The organism is Paenibacillus polymyxa (assembly GCF_015710975.1).
GTDB classification, from domain to species: Bacteria; Bacillota; Bacilli; order Paenibacillales; family Paenibacillaceae; genus Paenibacillus; species Paenibacillus polymyxa.
The window spans coordinates 5,346,390-5,364,278 of the sequence record NZ_CP049783.1 but is presented as its reverse complement, the minus strand read 5'-3'; the positions used below and the strand labels follow the sequence as shown (position 1 = coordinate 5,364,278).

General features: G+C 43.8%; 11 protein-coding genes and 3 pseudogenes. 12 read left to right on the top strand and 2 right to left on the bottom strand.

Going from position 1 to position 17,889, the window contains the following annotated elements; translation table 11 throughout:
- Positions 1 to 158: 158 nt before the first annotated feature.
- From G7035_RS24250 to G7035_RS24225, 7 genes and pseudogenes are all read left to right on the top strand, one after another.
- Positions 159 to 1,304, top strand: coding sequence for a glucose-1-phosphate adenylyltransferase (locus tag G7035_RS24250; RefSeq protein ID WP_016821086.1), 1,146 nt, complete (start codon positions 159 to 161; stop codon positions 1,302 to 1,304).
- 23 nt (positions 1,305 to 1,327) lie between these two features.
- Positions 1,328 to 2,431 (top strand): glucose-1-phosphate adenylyltransferase subunit GlgD, encoded by a 1,104-nt coding sequence (gene glgD / locus G7035_RS24245; protein ID WP_019687068.1) that lies wholly within the window; start codon positions 1,328 to 1,330, stop codon positions 2,429 to 2,431.
- 46 nt (positions 2,432 to 2,477) lie between these two features.
- Positions 2,478 to 4,931 (top strand): glycogen/starch/alpha-glucan phosphorylase, encoded by a 2,454-nt coding sequence (locus G7035_RS24240; RefSeq protein ID WP_019687069.1) that lies wholly within the window; start codon positions 2,478 to 2,480, stop codon positions 4,929 to 4,931.
- 134 nt (positions 4,932 to 5,065) lie between these two features.
- On the top strand, positions 5,066 to 5,674 hold the full coding sequence (locus G7035_RS24235; RefSeq protein WP_016821089.1) for a DUF2062 domain-containing protein: 609 nt from the start codon (positions 5,066 to 5,068) through the stop codon (positions 5,672 to 5,674).
- A 202-nt stretch (positions 5,675 to 5,876) separates the two neighbouring features.
- A pseudogene (locus G7035_RS27600) lies at positions 5,877 to 6,169 on the top strand (transposase); the annotation flags it as partial.
- Between the two features lie 178 nt (positions 6,170 to 6,347).
- A complete protein-coding gene (locus G7035_RS24230; RefSeq protein ID WP_019687070.1) occupies positions 6,348 to 6,536 on the top strand; it encodes a hypothetical protein in 189 nt (62 codons plus the stop codon).
- Complete coding sequence (locus G7035_RS24225; protein ID WP_019687071.1) at positions 6,529 to 7,329, top strand: Cof-type HAD-IIB family hydrolase; 801 nt, start codon at positions 6,529 to 6,531, stop codon at positions 7,327 to 7,329. Before G7035_RS24230 ends, G7035_RS24225 begins: the two co-directional genes overlap by 8 nt.
- Positions 7,330 to 7,526: 197 nt before the next feature.
- Here the strand turns inward: G7035_RS24225 and G7035_RS24220 are convergent, their stop codons facing one another.
- On the bottom strand, positions 7,527 to 8,417 hold the full coding sequence (locus G7035_RS24220) for an AraC family transcriptional regulator (RefSeq protein ID WP_019687072.1): 891 nt from the start codon (positions 8,415 to 8,417) through the stop codon (positions 7,527 to 7,529).
- A 120-nt stretch (positions 8,418 to 8,537) separates the two neighbouring features.
- Between G7035_RS24220 and G7035_RS24215 the strand changes: the two genes are divergently transcribed.
- From G7035_RS24215 to G7035_RS24200, 4 genes are all read left to right on the top strand, one after another.
- Positions 8,538 to 9,914, top strand: a complete 1,377-nt coding sequence (locus G7035_RS24215) for an MATE family efflux transporter (protein ID WP_019687073.1) — start codon at positions 8,538 to 8,540, stop codon at positions 9,912 to 9,914.
- 69 nt (positions 9,915 to 9,983) lie between these two features.
- Entirely contained in the window at positions 9,984 to 10,613 is a 630-nt protein-coding gene (locus tag G7035_RS24210; RefSeq protein ID WP_017428360.1) for a sugar O-acetyltransferase, read from the top strand.
- 933 nt (positions 10,614 to 11,546) lie between these two features.
- On the top strand, positions 11,547 to 14,222 hold the full coding sequence (locus G7035_RS24205; RefSeq protein WP_019687074.1) for a YhgE/Pip domain-containing protein: 2,676 nt from the start codon (positions 11,547 to 11,549) through the stop codon (positions 14,220 to 14,222).
- 270 nt (positions 14,223 to 14,492) lie between these two features.
- On the top strand, positions 14,493 to 15,467 hold the full coding sequence (locus G7035_RS24200; protein ID WP_017428362.1) for an aldo/keto reductase: 975 nt from the start codon (positions 14,493 to 14,495) through the stop codon (positions 15,465 to 15,467).
- A 67-nt stretch (positions 15,468 to 15,534) separates the two neighbouring features.
- Here G7035_RS24200 and G7035_RS24195 read toward each other — a convergent pair.
- A pseudogene (locus G7035_RS24195) lies at positions 15,535 to 16,514 on the bottom strand (DMT family transporter).
- A 183-nt stretch (positions 16,515 to 16,697) separates the two neighbouring features.
- Between G7035_RS24195 and G7035_RS24190 the strand changes: the two are divergent.
- A pseudogene (locus tag G7035_RS24190) lies at positions 16,698 to 17,884 on the top strand (GTP-binding protein).
- Positions 17,885 to 17,889 lie beyond the last annotated feature (5 nt).

Here is a 17,889-nt window from a genome sequence, read left to right as displayed (position 1 = left end):
TTGCACTCGTTCCGCATAACTATGATTTACCCTTTCCATCACATCTTACCCGTTCCATTGGTAATGAAACGATTACGACTGTCTTTTCACGTTTAATGGATATTATCAAATATCCTGCCACAATTGCTTCAGACGCACATGACAGGGAGGTCTTTGTTATGAGAAAGAAGGAAGTGGTTGCCATGCTGCTCGCCGGCGGACAAGGCAAAAGACTCAAAGGACTAACCCGCACACTGGCCAAACCGGCAGTATTTTTTGGAGGAACTTATCGTATTATTGATTTCCCTCTCAGCAATTGCTCTCATTCGGGAATAGACACCGTGGGCGTATTGACCCAATATGAGCCGTTGGTGCTTCACTCCTATATCGGCGTAGGCAGCGACTGGGACTTGGATCGCCTGGATGGAGGAGTTTTCGTTTTACCACCGCACGAAAAAGAGAATGGAAACAATTGGTACCGTGGGACAGCGGATGCGATTTATCGGAACCTGCATTTCCTGGATCAGTATGACCCGGAGCATGTGCTCATTCTGTCAGGGGATCACATTTATAAAATGGATTACAGTCGAATGCTCCACTATCACAAGGAAAAGGGAGCCGATTGCACCATTTCTGTTATCAATGTCACGATTCAGGAGGCCCAACGATTTGGGATACTGAACGCCGATGAGGACCTGAAGATATACGACTTTGAGGAGAAGCCTGAACAGCCGAAAAGCACATTGGCCTCTATGGGTATTTATTTATTCAAATGGGATGTGTTGCGTCACTACTTACTGGAAAGCGCAAGTGATTCTGAATCTTCACATGATTTTGGTAAAGACATCATTCCGCTATTGCTTCAGCATGGCCGGTCGCTGTATGCATACCCGTTTGCTGGGTACTGGAAGGATGTGGGCACCATTCAGAGCTTGTGGGAGTCTAATATGGATCTTCTGGTTCAGGACCCGCCGCTAGATCTGAATGACCCGTTCTGGCGCATCTATACCCGCAGCCCCAATCAACCTGCCCAGTATATCACCCAGCGGGCGATCCTGAAAAACAGCATCGTAAATGAAGGCTGCATGGTGGATGGAGAAGTAAGACACTCCGTACTGTTTTATGGGGTTGAAGTCGGTGAGGGGAGCGTTATTACTGATTCTGTCATCATGCCGAATGTAAAAATCGGACGCAATGTACGTATTCACCGGGCCATCGTGAATGAGAACATGGTTATTGAAGACAACGCAGTCATTGGACCTGAAGATAGCCTGGACGAGATTATTTTGTTCGATCAGGAAAGCCAGCTTCACGCACGAATATAACTCGGATAAGGACGGTGTCCGCTATGAGCCGGCTCATTGGAGTGATCAACCTGGATCACGAATTGGATCAATTGAAGGAGTTGACTTATTTCCGGTGCGGGGCAGCAGTACCCTTTGCTAGTCGATATCGGCTCATTGATTTCACCTTATCCAATATGATGCATGCAGGGATGCAGGATATTGCACTGTTTATCCGCCGCAAATACCGTTCGCTGCTGGATCATTTGGGTGAAGGTCGGCCATGGGATTTAGACCGCAGAAGGGGTGGGTTGTTTATTTTGCCACCGGATTGGAACGATCCGACGGACACATCACGTGGGGACTTGCAGCATGTGCACAATAATCTGGATTTTTTCCATCGCTCATCGGGGCAAACCATTGTACATGCAGGAACTCAGCATATCAACAAGGTTAATTTAGAGGATGTATACCGATATCATCTGGAAAAGAATGCGGATGTCACCCTCGTATATAAACCCATTCACCAGCTCGAAACTGAGCATGCACCGTGTGTACGGCTGGAGATTGACGACAGCGGACGAGTGACCGGTATTCATCAGGAGCAGGATCATCATAATATTTATCTAGAAATGTTTGTGATGGACAAAAGCTTGTATCTGGATCAGGTAAAGCATTGCATTGCTCATCAGGATAATCATTTCTTTCGCGATGCGATTCAGAAAAATCCAAGTGGCCTGCGCATCTACGCGTATCGCTATGATGGTTATCATGCAGTTATTAATTCTATCGAGAGCTATTATAAAAATAGCATGAAACTGCTGGATCAGGAGCAATATCAAGCCCTGTTCCAGAATCAGCCGGTGCATACCAAAATCAAGTATGAAGCTCCGACGCGTTATACGTACAGCGCCGAGGTGGATCATTCCCTTGTTGCCAATGGCTGCACCATTGGGGGGAAGGTCGAGAACAGCATTCTTTTTCGTGGCGTGCAAGTAGAGGAAGGCGCGCGGGTAAGCAACTCGATTGTTATGCAAAAATGCATCATCCGTAAAGGCGCAGTTGTGCAGAATGTGGTTTTAGATAAGGATGTACAGCTTTCACCAGATCGAACTCTGATTGGAGACATTAAAGTTCCCTATGTGATTGCCAAGAATAGCGTGATTTAAAAGATCATACTTAGCCATTAAAACGGAATTAACAGGAGGTACCACTTTGTTCAGCAATAAAGAAGCATTTAAGCAGGCCTTTCGAGAGCAACTAGTCGGAAGACTGGGTAAACCGATGCAGGAGGCTCAGTCGGAAGACGTATATAAGGTTTTGGGCGGCATGATTCGTGAACAAGTCGGCAAGAATTGGGCAGAAACGAACCAAGCCTACAAAGAAGGACAAGTGAAGCAGATTTATTATTTTTCATTGGAATTTTTAATAGGTCGTCTATTGGGTAGTAATTTGCTGAATTTGGGCGTATTGGATATGGTTCGGCAGGCATTGGGGGAATTGGGATGGAATCTGGAGGAAATCGAGGAACAGGAAGCAGACGCAGGGCTAGGCAATGGGGGTCTCGGCCGTCTGGCGGCTTGCTTCATGGACTCATTAGCATCCCTTGGCTATGCAGGGCATGGCTGCGGGATTCGATATAAATATGGCCTGTTTGAGCAGCGTATTGTAGACGGAAATCAGGTGGAACTGCCGGATTACTGGCTACAGAAAGGGAATGTATGGGAGGAACGTCGTCCTGACAAAAAGGTCGAGGTTCATTTTTGGGGGCGTGTGGAAACTCGTGAACAGGAGGGGCGTCTTGTGTTCGAGACACAGGATGCCGAGACGGTCTGGGCCGTCCCTTACGATATTCCGCTGGTCGGCTATGGTCATGCGCAGGTGAATACGCTACGGATTTGGAGTGCGGAATCCGCGCTTGATCCCGTTCGAGGACCGATTCGAGGCGAGGGCGGATATTACCGCTTTCTCGATTACAATCGATCGGTAGAGTCCATCTCGGCATTTCTCTATCCGGATGATTCCAATTATGAGGGTAAGCTGCTTCGCTTGAAGCAGCAGTATTTCCTCTGCTCGGCCGGATTACAGAGCATTTTGCGTACGTTTGAGAAGCTTCGTTTACCTTACAGTCAATTGCCTGATAAAATAGCACTGCACATTAACGATACCCATCCGACGCTGGTTATACCGGAACTGATGCGTATTTTGATGGACGTGAAAGGCTTGGGGTGGGACGAAGCATGGGATATTACGACACGGACCGTTTCATATACGAATCATACGATATTAAGTGAGGCGCTGGAACAATGGCCCGTCAACATGGTGAGAGAGCTGCTCCCCCGGATTTACTTGATCATTGAAGAAATGAACAAACGTTATTGCGCTATGCTATTAGAGCGTTATCCGGGTCAGGACATCAAAATTGGTGAAATGGCGATTATTCACGGTGAACAAATACGTATGGCTCATTTGGCCATCGTCGGCAGCTACAGTGTGAATGGGGTAGCTGCACTGCATACGCAAATCTTGAAGGAACGAGAGATGAAGTCCTTTCATGAATTGTATCCTGACCGGTTTAATAATAAAACAAACGGAATTGCTCATAGACGCTGGCTGATGCATGCCAACCCGGAGCTGGCAAGCTTGTATGATGAGACTATCGGTACACGTTGGAGAACCCGTCCACGCGAACTCATTGACCTGCTTCGCTACAGTGGGGACGAATCGTTCCAAGAACGGATTCAGGTGATTAAGCGAAATAATAAGGTCAGGCTTGCTGAGCATGTGTTTGCAAAACAGGGCGTACGACTGGATACATCCTCCATTTTTGATGTACAGGTCAAACGGTTGCACGGATATAAGCGACAACTGCTCAATATTTTGCATGTGATGCATCTATATAACCAGCTCAAAAGTAATCCTGCGCTGGATGTTACGCCACGCACATTTATTTTTGGCGCGAAAGCAGCCCCTGGTTATTTTCTCGCTAAACAGACGATTAAGCTCATAAATAATGTGGCGGACACGATCAATCGGGATGTAGATGTTAAGGACAAGCTGAAAGTCGTTTTCCTTGAAAATTATTCGGTCTCGCTGGCGGAGCTGATTATTCCTGCGGCGGATGTCAGTGAACAGATTTCTACGGCAGGCAAGGAAGCATCAGGCACAGGGAACATGAAATTTATGATGAACGGCGCGCTCACACTGGGTACATTGGACGGAGCTAATGTTGAAATGCATGAAATGGTAGGCGATGCCAACATGTTCATTTTTGGATTGAAGGTAGATCAGATTGAAGACTATTATCGGAATGGACAGTATTCGGCACGCAAAACAGCCAACAGTGATGAAAGATTGCGTGAAGTGCTGGATCAACTGGTGAACGATGCACCTTTTACGCGGCATGAACGGGAATTTGAGGCCATTTATCAATCTCTGATTGATCATAATGATGAATACTTTGTGCTTAAGGATTTTGCAGCTTATGTAGATACGCAGGTTCATATTGAACAGGTGTATCGCAATCCTTCGGAGTGGACACGACGTGCTATTGTAAATATGGCCCATTCCGGGAAGTTCTCCAGTGATTGTACAATCCAGCAATACGCGGCTGAGATTTGGGACCTTGTACCTCTATCCAGCGATGTCAATAAGCGAATTGTGTTCTAAAATAGCGAAACAGGCGGAATAGCATTGCTTTTCGAACGCTGAGGGTTATAATGACAGTATAGACTAAGTAAGGATGGGGAGTTATTTGAACTCATTCCTAAACTTGAATTTGTACTGTTGAAGGAGTCCTCCTATTGATAAAGTTCAATCCGAAAAGGCTCAAACCTCATAAATCAAGGAAGAAATACAATGTGTTTCAAAATATATGGCGGGCGATTCGTCTGAATTTTATTAAGCTGTTGCGCGCCCCTGGTGGAGTTAAAAAGATCTCTTTGGGCTTCGCCATTGGCTTTGGTCTGGAGATGATCGTAATTTCCACGGCCTCTCTCGTATACCTCGTGTTTTACCCGATTGTTCGGCTGTCCGGTGGTTCGCTGCCTGCGGCCATTGTGGGTAACGTTGTCGGCAAGCTGACCTTTTTGCCGATTGTACTGATGCCATTCGCCAAGCAACTGGGAGCTTGGATTTATCCATCACATTATCCGGTACATGTCAGGGGCGGTCGACTTCACGAGCATTCTTTTATGGAGCTTTTTCACGGCAACTGGTCTGTATTCAGAGACTTACTGCACGGAGGCCTCCACATCCTGATCGGCATGTCTATTTTCGGTGTGGTGCTGGGCATAATTTCGTATTTTGTCATTCAGGTTCTGTATAACCGTTCGCTGCACAAACGGTTGGAAAAGCGGAAACTGCGTCATGGCGCAGGATTTTCGCCGACCAGATTGCTGAAGAATGGATAATGTTGTACATCAGAAGCTCCTTGAGCCTATCGTTTAGGCCTTGAGGGGCTCTTTTGGGTTAAGCAAATCTTTACTTTTATGCCACGTCTAAGGATTATGTGTATGTCTCTTTTTGGGATTAACCTGAATGGATATACCGTGAAAATATAGAAAAACGAATATACATTCTTAAAAAAGGCACGACTACTGTTGTGGGAAAAATTTACCGTTTGGCGGAAAGATATTGTACTTCTCTAGCATTCTAGACCTGTACAACGGGGAGATTGTGGCTTACAGTATAGCGGACAAGCAAGATACGTCCTTGGTTGTGGGTACGCTGAATCAACTTCTAAAATAGACAAGCATGCTGCTCCATAGCGTTCAGGGAAGCGTATATACGTCACAGGCTTATCAAGCTGCAGTAAAGGGAAAGGCATAACCATGAGCATGTCCCGTAAAGGAACACCCACTGATCATGCCCCTATCGAATCGTTTCATTCCACGCTAAAGTCTGATGTACTGAAAATAATTTATTGACATGAAACCAGTTACATATTTTAATCTTGTTTTGTAGCGAGAGATCATAGATAAGCATGTTACCAACTCGTTTTGAATTTTTTTAGATACTTTTTAAATATTCATTATAAAGTATCTGAAAAAAGACCTTTATGAACTTCACAGGAAGCGAATACTCATGGGAATATTAGTGGGAATTATATTGACCACATGCATTTTGACAGATTCGTATTTTATCATCAGCGCAATTGTATATTCGCAAAAAATTCAAATTCTTGTGGAAAACATGCAAGTGAAACATGTAGATCATTTCAATCAAAAGGACAAAAAAGATAAGCAAAAAACTGGAGGGCATAAGTATGATTAAACTTGTAGTCACGGATCTAGACGGAACATTTCTGAACAATAAAAGTCAGTACGATGTCGAACTTTTCAAAAAAGTTTATGCAGAGATGCAGCAAAAAGGAGTCACATTTGTCGCATGTACAGGTAAACAATGTGAACGTGTTGAAAAATTGTTTGACGAACATGGCAAGGGAGTTTGGATACTGGGTGACAGTGCTGCTCGAATTAAAAAAGATGGCCAAGTGGTTAAAGAGTTTAGTATTGATCGGGATCTAGCTCTACAGGCGATTGATCAAATTCAAGACTTCGACAACAATATGACGCTTATTGTATGTGCAAGTGATGCTGCGTACGTTCATTCTTCCATTTCAGAAGATATGTATAAAGTTGTTAAAGGCTCCTATGAACGTGTATTAAAAACAGACTCTTTTGCAAACATAGATAGCCGTTTTATCAAAATCACGGTCTTCGACACGGAGGGGCGAAGTACAGCATTAAGAGCACATGTTGAGAATACGTTGGGTGGACAAATTTATATTGTTGATTCTGAAGCTAGATGGCTGGATATCACGGCATTGCATACGCATAAAGGTGAGACAGTAAAGAAACTGCAAGAAATGTTGGGCGTCACATTTGAGGAAACAATGTCATTTGGTGACGGCGAGAATGATGTGGAACTCATGGCAATCGCGAAATACAGCTTTGCAGTGAGTAATGCTTGTGAAAATACTAAAAAGGCAGCAAACTTCATTACTAAGTCAAACGAAGAAAATGGTGTTCTTCTCACGATTCAAAAAATACTGGATTTGCAGTGACCCTTGTCTGTCAAATGGTATTGTATTCTGTAAAAGAGCGGGGCAATGGTGTGATTGCCCCGCTCTTTATCATTTGAGTTGCAGTGCCCGTACTCCTTATTGTTTGAATTTCTATATTACGCTTTTGACAAAATAATATTTGAGTTGAAAGACTGTTGTAATCCATATTATTCCAAAATAGCTTGTATTACTTCCATTCAAGTTGAATCGTTATTCGAAACTTGTTTTCGATAATTTTGCGGAACTACACCCATCTGTTTATGGAAAATGGACGAAAAATAGCTAGCACTTTGAAAACCGCAGGCAAGTGCGATTTCACTAATGGATCTTCGTGTTTCTTTTAACATTTCGCAACTTTTTTGAAGGCGATATTGAGTGACATAGTTGTTGGGCGTCTGGCCCACATATTTGTTAAATAATGTACAGCAACGGCTTCTGCAAACAGCTCCTGCAGATGCGATCTCCTCAAGAGTTATTTTTTGATCATAGTTTTGATGAATGAAACGAGTCATTTCCTGAACATGTGTCAATACTCCAGATTGCCCAGAAATGGGTTGCAAATGATCCCCTATAGTAGCACACAAAGATAAAGCTTGTGATGCCAGACGAAGCGGATTGGGAGGAGTATGGTCCTTGTGCATTTCCTGATAGATTTCTTGAATGGAAAGTAATATTCTTTGCTGCCAATCAATCTGATTTGTAAGCACGACAAAATCATCCATCATTAAACTAAACTTATCCCCCCAGTATGTTTGAACAAATGAAGGCTTTACACCAAGGATAGACGGATGAATGACGATGACAAGGAATAAACAATCGTTGTGGTCTGCAAGAGAATAACCGAAATGCAAGCGTTGGCTATTCACAAAAAGTCCATCTCCCTGCTGCAATCGAGTGATAGTTCCATTAACAGAGAAATCCATCGCTCCTTTTAATACGTAGATAAACTCCACGTCCACATGCCAATGCGCTACTGCTGTATGATTGTTAAATTGATGAAGGCTTCCCTTTCTTACGTAAAGTGGTAAATCAGGAATATTATAATTTAAACGTTCTGATAAATCAGAAAACACCTCTAAATTTGTCATCAACAAAATCATCCTTTGAATATATACGATTTTTATAAAATTATAGCCAATTTTAATGGAAATAACAATGATACTATCCTATTCTTATATTGTGGAAATCAACGAGAGGACAGGGTATAGGTGAGAAACCGTATACAATTTAGAGGATCTAGCAATCGTGATTTTAATCGAGAGTTAATGATGCTCGTCATTCCCATTGCATTACAAAATTTAATATCAGCAACCGTGATATCCGTTGGTGTATTTATGCTGGGTATGATTAGTCAATCTGCAATGTCAGCCGTATCACTCGCAGGGCAAATTACTTTTGCATTAACATTGTTTTACATGGGGATGTCAGCGGGGGCAAGTATCCTGACTGCGCAATACTGGGGAAGGGAGGATTTACCAACCATACAGCGCATTCTTAGTATTGCTTGCATGTTCTCCTTTTGTATCTCCATTTTGTTTTTTTTGACTTCCTTCTTTCTTCCAGAGGCACTTATGTATTTATTCACCAATGATACTGAACTGATTCAATATGGCTCTAAGTTTTTACAAATGAATTCCTTTTCTTATCTCGTGATGGGAATATCGCAGATGTATCTCAGTGTGATTAGAAGTATGGAAAATGCAAAACTCAGTGCGTGGATTAGCTCCTTATGTTTGATCTTAAACATTTTGTTCAATGCCTTTTGCATTTTTATTTTATTCCCATCAAGACCCGAACTGGCCATTTCCGCAGTAGCTCTTGCCACGGTTTTAGCACGGATTATTGAACTAGTATGTTGTATGATTCACTCCGTAACCAAGGGGGGCATTCGTTTTCGTTTGCCTGTACGTGATGGCATTCAACGAAATTTATTAAAAGATTTCTTAAAATATACTCTGCCTGTACAGGGGAATTATATTGTATGGGGAGGAGCTCTTACCGCTACGGCTGCAATTATTGGCCATGTGAACTCCGATATGGTAGCAGCTAACTCGATAGCGTCTGTAGTTAAAAACCTAGCAGTTGTTCTCTGTGGAGGCATAGCTACTGGAGGCTCTGTACTTGTTGGAAAGTATTTGGGACAGGGTGACATCGAGAAGGCAAAGCATGCGGGCAACAAAATGTGTTTTTATGCTTTGATATTTGGAGTTATTGCAGGCTGCACGATTCTGTTCATTAAACCATTGGTATACTCCATCGTCAATTTGAATTCAATTGCTCAAAGTTACCTAGATGGAATGCTTTACATTAGTGCGTATTATTGTATGGCCAAATCGTTAAACTCCACAACTATAGCGGGTATATTTACGGCTGGTGGGGATTCCAAATTTGGATTTTGGTGCGACACTGTTGTCATGTGGCTTATTATTCTGCCGCTTAGTTACCTATGTGCTTTTGTTTGGCAAGTGCCGCCTATCTTTTTGTATATCGTCATCAGCTTAGACGAGATGATTAAATTACCCATTGCTTTTATTCGATATCGACAGTTTAAGTGGCTTAACAACATAACTAGAAACTTTGCATAAACCTGATCATAACTAAGGGTTATGCAATTTACTCTAATAAATACAAGCATTTATAAGGGAGAATGTTGCATGAATATCCAAGAACGAATGGCTAGCAAACAATTATTTACAGATCACGATGCTAATTATCCGAAAGAGGCTGCAGAGTTGGCGAAAGCACGCCAGCGTGGTAAGGCAATATGCTATGAAATTAATAATTTGCATCCGGATGATGTTGAAATGCGCAAAACGTTAATGAAACAACTCTTTGCAAGCATTGGAGAAAATGTATGGATGGAGCCGCCAATTCGCATGTCTTATGGTTCAAATACGACCGTAGGAAATAATGTATATATCAATTTCAATCTAACCGTGGTTGACGACTATAAAGTTACGATTGGTAATGATGTCATGTTTGGCCCGAATGTAACGATTGCTGTAACGAATCATCCTGTACATCCAGAAAAGCGCAAAGAAGGCGGGATGTTTGCATTACCAGTGGTCATTGAGGATGGGGCATGGATCGGGAGCGGAGCGATTATTGTTCCAGGAGTCACGATTGGCAAAGGGAGTGTAATTGGTGCTGGTAGTGTGGTAACCAAGGATATCCCGGCGAATGTAATAGCTGTTGGAAATCCATGCAGAGTTCTTCGTGAGATTACGGATCATGATAGGGAGTTCTACTATAAAGACATGCGTTTTGATCAGGTTGAATGGTAAGAAAAAGTGACCAATAGTTTTATAAAATAAAAATGCAGCTCACATAAAGTCAAATGGAACCATACAATCTTCGATCCATCTATCTTCTGGAGAGGGTTTTTTCTATGAATATACTTTATTTTTTTCTAACAATAGTTTCCCTTTATTTTGTCATTACAGCAATTGTGCATTCACGCTACACAAACTTGGTAGCCGATAAAATGGAAAAACAGTTTGAACATTACTTTAATGAAGATGCGCATCAAAATGATCAGCATATTGTATCAAATTGATAGCAATGCATTATTAAGCTAACGGGAGACGATAACTCAATAAAACTTAAAAGGCAACCGATCAACGTGGTCGGCTGCATGATTCCAATCGCGGTAACTGGCAGTTTGCTGTTTTCTACACTTCTGACTTTATTTGTGGTACCGTCTCTTTATATGTTGCTGGCAAAATATAAACTAAGACGCAAACTAAAGAAAGTACTGCCTTCAGCTTAAGAGGAACTGCCCTCATAACGTGAGACGAATCAAAACACCTTCAAGAGAATCAAGCCATGTCGTAAGATATGAAGATAACCTTGGAGGTGTTTTTACGTTAGCAACGAGAGTGAGTTATCCTTAGAAATAAAGATGAAAGCTATTGAAATGAGATTGGCAAGAGTTTCGATAAGAGAGGTTATGGAGCAACTGGGAATAAAGAATAAGGCACAGCTACAAACATGAATGAGGTGGTATCGAAATGGCGAAGAACCAATGTTTTGATCCCTGTCTCACAAATGGGGGGGGGAGTCCCCAAATCAATAAATAGGGTGCTTTTTATTTGATGGAGGCTATGCCTGCAAATGGAGTTCGTTTATTACATTCGCTTCAGCCGCTCAAATCGTTTACAATACGTGTGCATACAACACTGGACGATAGGTTAATGTACATATGAGGAGTGGTGAGGTTGCGGAAGATATGGCAAATCTACTTAACAGACTGGAAAAATGTATTCAAAGTATCGACCGGGACTTTATTAGTCATTGGCATCATTCTTTTGCCTTCCGTCTACGCATGGGTGAATTTGAAAGCAATGTGGGACCCATATGCGAATACATCAGGTATTAAAATTGCAGTAACCAGCCAAGATCAGGGTGCTGAGGTAAATGGTAAAAAGATTAATATCGGCGACGAGGTTATACATAGCCTTGAAAATAACAAGAAGCTGGGTTGGACTTTTGTCAATGAAGCGGAAGCGCGAAAAGGGGTACTGAACGGTGATTATTATGCCAGCCTGCTGATCCCAAAAGATTTTTCAGAGAAAATTACGAGTGTGCTTACAGAAAATCCGCAGAAGCCGGAGATCGATTATGCTGTGAATGAAAAAATCAACGCGGTCGCTCCGAAAATTACTTCTTCAGGGGCAACCTCTCTGACAAACCAAATTAGCCAAAACTTTATTGAAACGGCCAGCCAGGCGGTTTTGACGAAATTAAAGGAAGCCGGAGTAAAGCTGGAAGAGGAGTTGCCGACGATTCGCAACATTGAGAATCGGGTGTTGGAGCTGAATAATCGGTTGCCTGATATCGATCGGTTGGGTAAGCAGGCATTGGAGCTGGAGCAGAATTTACCGAAAATTAAGGCTCAGGGCCAAAAGATCATTGCATTGAAGGAAAAAATTCCTGAAATCAACCGAGCTGGCGACCTAGTGCTTAAAATTGACAAAAACCTGCCTGAGCTGGACAAGGTGGCCGCAGTTATTTTGGATATACAAAAAAAACTGCCCGATATTCAAAAAGCCGGTGACCGAATTGTTGAGCTGGATCAGAATTTCAATAAGGTAGAAAGTGCACTCGCTACCGCCTTGGAGGACACGCAAACGGCCCTAAAGGTCATTAATGCTGCCCGGACAGCACTGCCGGAAGTACAGAAAATAGCCGATACAGGCAAGGATTTTACAACTGGTATACTTGACTTTCTGGATAAAAACGAAGGTGCGCTTGATTCGATCGGAACCATAGTTAAAGAAGATTTACAGCTGGTTCAACAAATTGCGAATGAAGTTTCACAGATTACAGGCATCATTCGTGGTGTGGATTTTGATCCTAAAGCAGCACAAGCTGCGGCGAATCGGATTAGCGGTAGGCTCACGACTGCCGTAGGTGTGCTGGACCATATTTCTCAACTGCTGAACCGTGTGAACGGATATTTGCCTAGCCAGGCACTGAATTCACTTATTTCCCGGGTAAACGGGGTAGAGGATCGCTTCCGCCGATTGAATAGCACGGTCACTAGCATTGGGGATGCTATTCAGCGTGGTGAGAAGCCTGCCCAAAATCTGCTGGATGATGCTGACCGCCTTGCAGGAGAAATCAGTAGCGGAATTGACAGCATTTTGGACAATTATGATACGGAATATGCTCCTGCCATTCAAAAGGCGCTGGATCAAATCAAATCTGTTGCCCGCAATTCTGCCAATGTGTTGACCACAGCTCAAGAGCAGCTCCCGAATATTGATAAGCTATTAAATGATGCACAGGCCGCAGCTGAATTCGGCCAGCAAGAGCTAACACGTATCCAGCAGGACTTGCCACAATATCGCCAAAAGCTGCATGAAGCCGCTACGACGATTCAGGGACGTATGGACGAGTTTACGAATGCTGTGAACAAAGCAGCAGACTTCGTGAAGCACGATTTGCCAACGGTTAAAAGTAAAATTCATCAGGCGGCAGACTTTGTACGTAATGATTTGCCGAAAGCGGAACAACAGTTTGTTAAAATGGCGGATTTGATTGAAAACAAATTTCCTGAAGCTGAAAAAGCGGTACACCAGGTAGCCAATTTTGTCAGAACCGATCTTCCTGCTGCCGAGGATTCCATACGTCAGGCAGCAGACACGATCCGTAAGCTTAAGGGCGAAAATGCCCTCGGAAGAGCTATTGCGTTGCTTAAGGGAGATGTAAAAAAGGAAAGTGATTTCCTCGGTAGTCCGGTATCACTGAAGCAGGAGCGGATATACCCGATTCCTAACTATGGTTCTGCGATGTCACCTTTTTACACTACATTATCGATTTGGGTAGGTGCGATGCTGCTGGTCTCCATGTTCAGGGTAGATGTGGATGACCCGGAAGGTCAATATAAAAGCTACCAGGTGTATTTTGGACGGCTCATGACGTTTTCTACAATTGGTATTTTTCAGGCGCTGAGCGTATCTCTCGGTGATTTGTTCCTGTTGGGAACATATGTGGATGCCAAAGTAGCATTTGTACTCTCCTCTATGCTGATCAGTCTAGTGTTTACGGCCATGACCTATACTTTGGTTTCGGTGTTCGGCAATATCGGGAAGGGTCTGGCAGTCATCCTGCTGGTGCTCCAATTCTCCAGTTCAGGGGGCACATTTCCTATTGCGACGAGTACAGCTTTCTTTCAGACCCTGAATCCGTTCGTACCGTTCACCTATGCGGTTAGTCTACTACGGGAAACGGTAGGAGGAATGTTGCCTTCAACGGTAACACGAGATGTAGTGATGCTGTTTGTGTTTATCGGAATTTGCTTCCTGTTTGGATTAGTACTTAAGAAGCCGCTCAGCAAGCATACGAAGAAAATGGCAGAGCGAGCGAAAGAAACAAAATTAATTCCTTGATTGTTAAAAAGAGAGTGAGTTACGGTGGCTGAGGTGAGCGGCTCCGCCGTAAAGTCACTTTCTTAACATTCGGCGTGTAGTATGTAGGGGTGGCCTCCGCATGTAATGCTTCGGCATGGTACGGAGGCTTTTTTGCATGCGCTATCCACCTTTTCAAATCCATTTTGTGGTGTTTCAAAGGGGGTTATTCTGGTGAATGAAGTGGGTATGGTCTTTTTTATGCAATTTTTCGGAATTTAAAAAAATCCTTAAGCAAAGGCGGGAGATAGTATGGAATATTCATACTTAGGAAAGTCAGGCTTGAAGGTTAGTCGGTTATGTCTAGGCACAATGAATTTCGGACCGGAAACTGAAGAAAAGGATGCTTTTAAAATTATGGATGCCGCGCTGGATGCGGGCATTAACTTCTTTGATACGGCTAATGTATATGGCCATGACCGTAAAGGCTGGACAGAAGAAATTATCGGACGATGGTTCCAACAGGGTGGTGGAAGACGCGAGAAGGTCGTATTGGCGACCAAGGTATATGGAGACATGAAAAATGAAAATGACGGGCCCAATGCAGGATCGGGCTTATCTGCATACAAAATTCGCCGTCATTTGGATTCGTCGCTGAAACGTCTGCAAACAGACCATATAGAGCTATATCAAATGCATCACATTGACCGCAACGTGTCATGGGATGAGCTATGGGGCGTATTTGAGTCCGTGGTGGATCGGGGACAAGTTGGCTATATCGGTTCCAGTAATTTTGCGGGTTGGCACATTGCGGTGGCGCAGGCCGAAGCGAAGGCACGGCGTTTTCTGGGACTGGTATCGGAGCAGCATTTGTACAACCTGAACGAACGCTCAGCTGAGCTTGAAGTATTACCGGCAGCTCAAGAGCTGGGTCTGGGTGTGATTCCATGGAGTCCGTTGGCGGGCGGACTGCTGGGACGCAATGCATTAGCAGGTACTGGTTCCCGTAGCGCACGTGCCAAGGAAAAGGTAGAGCAGAATCGTGCGAAGCTGGAGCAATTTGCAGCGTTGTCCCGCGAGCTGGGCGAAAAGGAAGACGTGATTGCCCTGGCTTGGGTGCTATCTCATCCGGCCGTGACGGCTCCAATTATCGGACCACGTACATTAGAACAGTTAGAGGATGCGCTGCGGGTACCTGAGGTTAAATTAAGTGAAGATGTGCTTGCCAAGCTGGATGAGATTTTCCCGGGTCCGGGAAAACCTGCACCAGAAGCCTACGCTTGGTAATGGATTGATCATAAATCGGCAAAAAGCAGCAGATCAGAAGCCTCTTCTATGATCTGCTGCTTTTGCATTAAACGGAATCTGCCTTTTTAGATCGTATTTGCTGAACAGTCGTTTTTTGATGTGATACATAGCTATGCAGACTCATACCAAGGATAACGATGAACATTCCCAGCCATGACCAAGCAGATGGGATGGGGATAGACAAAAAGATTAATTCCCCCATTAGTGCAAAAAGCACTTCCAGCGATTGTGTGGCTTCTACTGTGGCCAGCTTTTGCATATTTCCACGTACCTGATCTGTAGCTTTAAAAAATAAAACCGTAGCAATGACCCCTGAGAACACGGCCACCAGAGCAGACTGTATGGTCTGATCCTTGCTTGGCAATCCTGTGCTAAAAACCCCGTATAACGAAAGCAATAACCAAAAAGGCAGGCTGGCTATAGTCATTCCGAGCACACGTTGATAGGCATCTAACCGCCCCGCACAAACTTCCATCATTTTACGATTACCTAAAGGGTATGCGAAAGAAGCCAGTATGACAGGCAATATACCGAATAAAAAATCTTGAGTAGAAATAGATTGCGACTGTTCGATCTGCATCACAATAATTCCGATTAAAATAATCAGAGACATCAATAGTCCTTGGATAGGGATTTTTCCTCGTACTTTGACAGGTCCGTTCTCCGTATGGACAACCTCAGCAAATAAAGGAACAAGCAAAGAACCGGAAATAATGGTTATTTGCCAAGTTCCTGCGATCAACCAACCTGGTGAATATGCGATGCGAAGCATAACGGAGCATAAAATAAACCAAATCCGATGAAGCTCCACCACAGCCACCTTCCCGGTTGTTCCTTCATAACTTTCCACAGAGGCTTAAGCTTATGCTGGGCCATGACAATGACAAACAGCATAGGAACCATAAACAGATAACGTAACGAAGCACTCCAGATCCAGCTTCCCCCAGACAGCTCCATAGACCGATTGAGAACAAATGTAAAAGCAAAAAAGAAAGCTGCAAACACACCTAACCAGATTGAGCGCATAGCATTCTCCTAATTCTTTAAGTGTCGTTATTTCTCATATTAATGACTCAAGATCATTCATTTCAAGAGTTTCTTTACAGTTGACAAAGCAAAAGGAATAATGTATATTTCTGAATGCTGATTTAATAGTAATAATTACGATTAAAACAATAATAAACCAATATTAAAGGGAGTGCACCAGCAATGAATAAGAAACCAATCCCGGTAACCGTGTTGAGCGGGTATTTGGGTGCAGGAAAAACGACGATTCTGAATCATGTATTAAACAATCGAGACGGAATGAAAGTAGCAGTCATCGTTAATGACATGAGTGAAGTGAATATAGATGCCGAGCTGGTTAAGAAAGAGGGCGGCTTGTCCCGAACAGAAGAAAAACTGGTCGAGTTGTCTAATGGCTGTATTTGCTGTACATTGCGTGAAGATTTATTACTTGAGGTCAAGAAGCTGGCGGAACAAGGTGAGTTTGATTATATATTAATCGAATCTACAGGCATCAGTGAACCCGTACCCATCGCTCAAACCTTCACATACGCTGATGAAGAAACAGGCATTGATTTAGCTTCGCTGGCAAAACTGGATTGTATGGTGACTGTAGTCGATGCGAACCGTTTCTGGCATGACTTTGAATCAGGAGAAACGCTGCTGGATCGCAAGCAGGCTACTGGAGAAGATGACACACGTGATATCTCGGACTTGCTAATTGACCAGATTGAAACTTGTGATGTATTGATTCTGAATAAGTGCGATCTGGTTCAGCCCGCAGAGCTGGACAAGCTGGAGGGTGTGCTGCGGAGATTGCAGCCTGAAGCCCGAATCATTCGCACCTCCAAGGGAAAGGTCACGCCTACGGACATTTTAAATACGGGGCTGTTCAACTTTGACAAAGCTAGTCAATCCGCTGGATGGATTCGCGAGCTGGAGCTGGAAAGCCACACACCGGAGACGGACGAATATGGAATCAACTCCTTTGTTTATCGCCGCAGAAGACCGTTCCATCCTGCAAGATTGGCAGAATTTATGAGCTACTGGCCGGAGGAAATCGTTCGCGCCAAGGGTTTGGCCTGGATTGCAGCCCCCAGGATTGGGCAGCGAGTATCAGCCAGGCAGGGCCATCTATTCAATTTGGTCCAGCGGGAAGCTGGCTTGCGGCGTTGCCAGAAGAAGAACAGCAGGAAATCGTCGCGGCCAACCCTGAGGTTCTGGACCATTGGGATGAGCAATGGGGAGACCGCTTGAACGAAATCGTTATGATCGGTATCGGAATGAATCGGCTGAACTTGGAAGAAGAGCTAGATGAATGTCTGCTGGACGATAGCGAAATGGAAATGGACTGGTCCAGCTTTGAGAATCCGTTGCCTTGGCCAACATGAAGAAA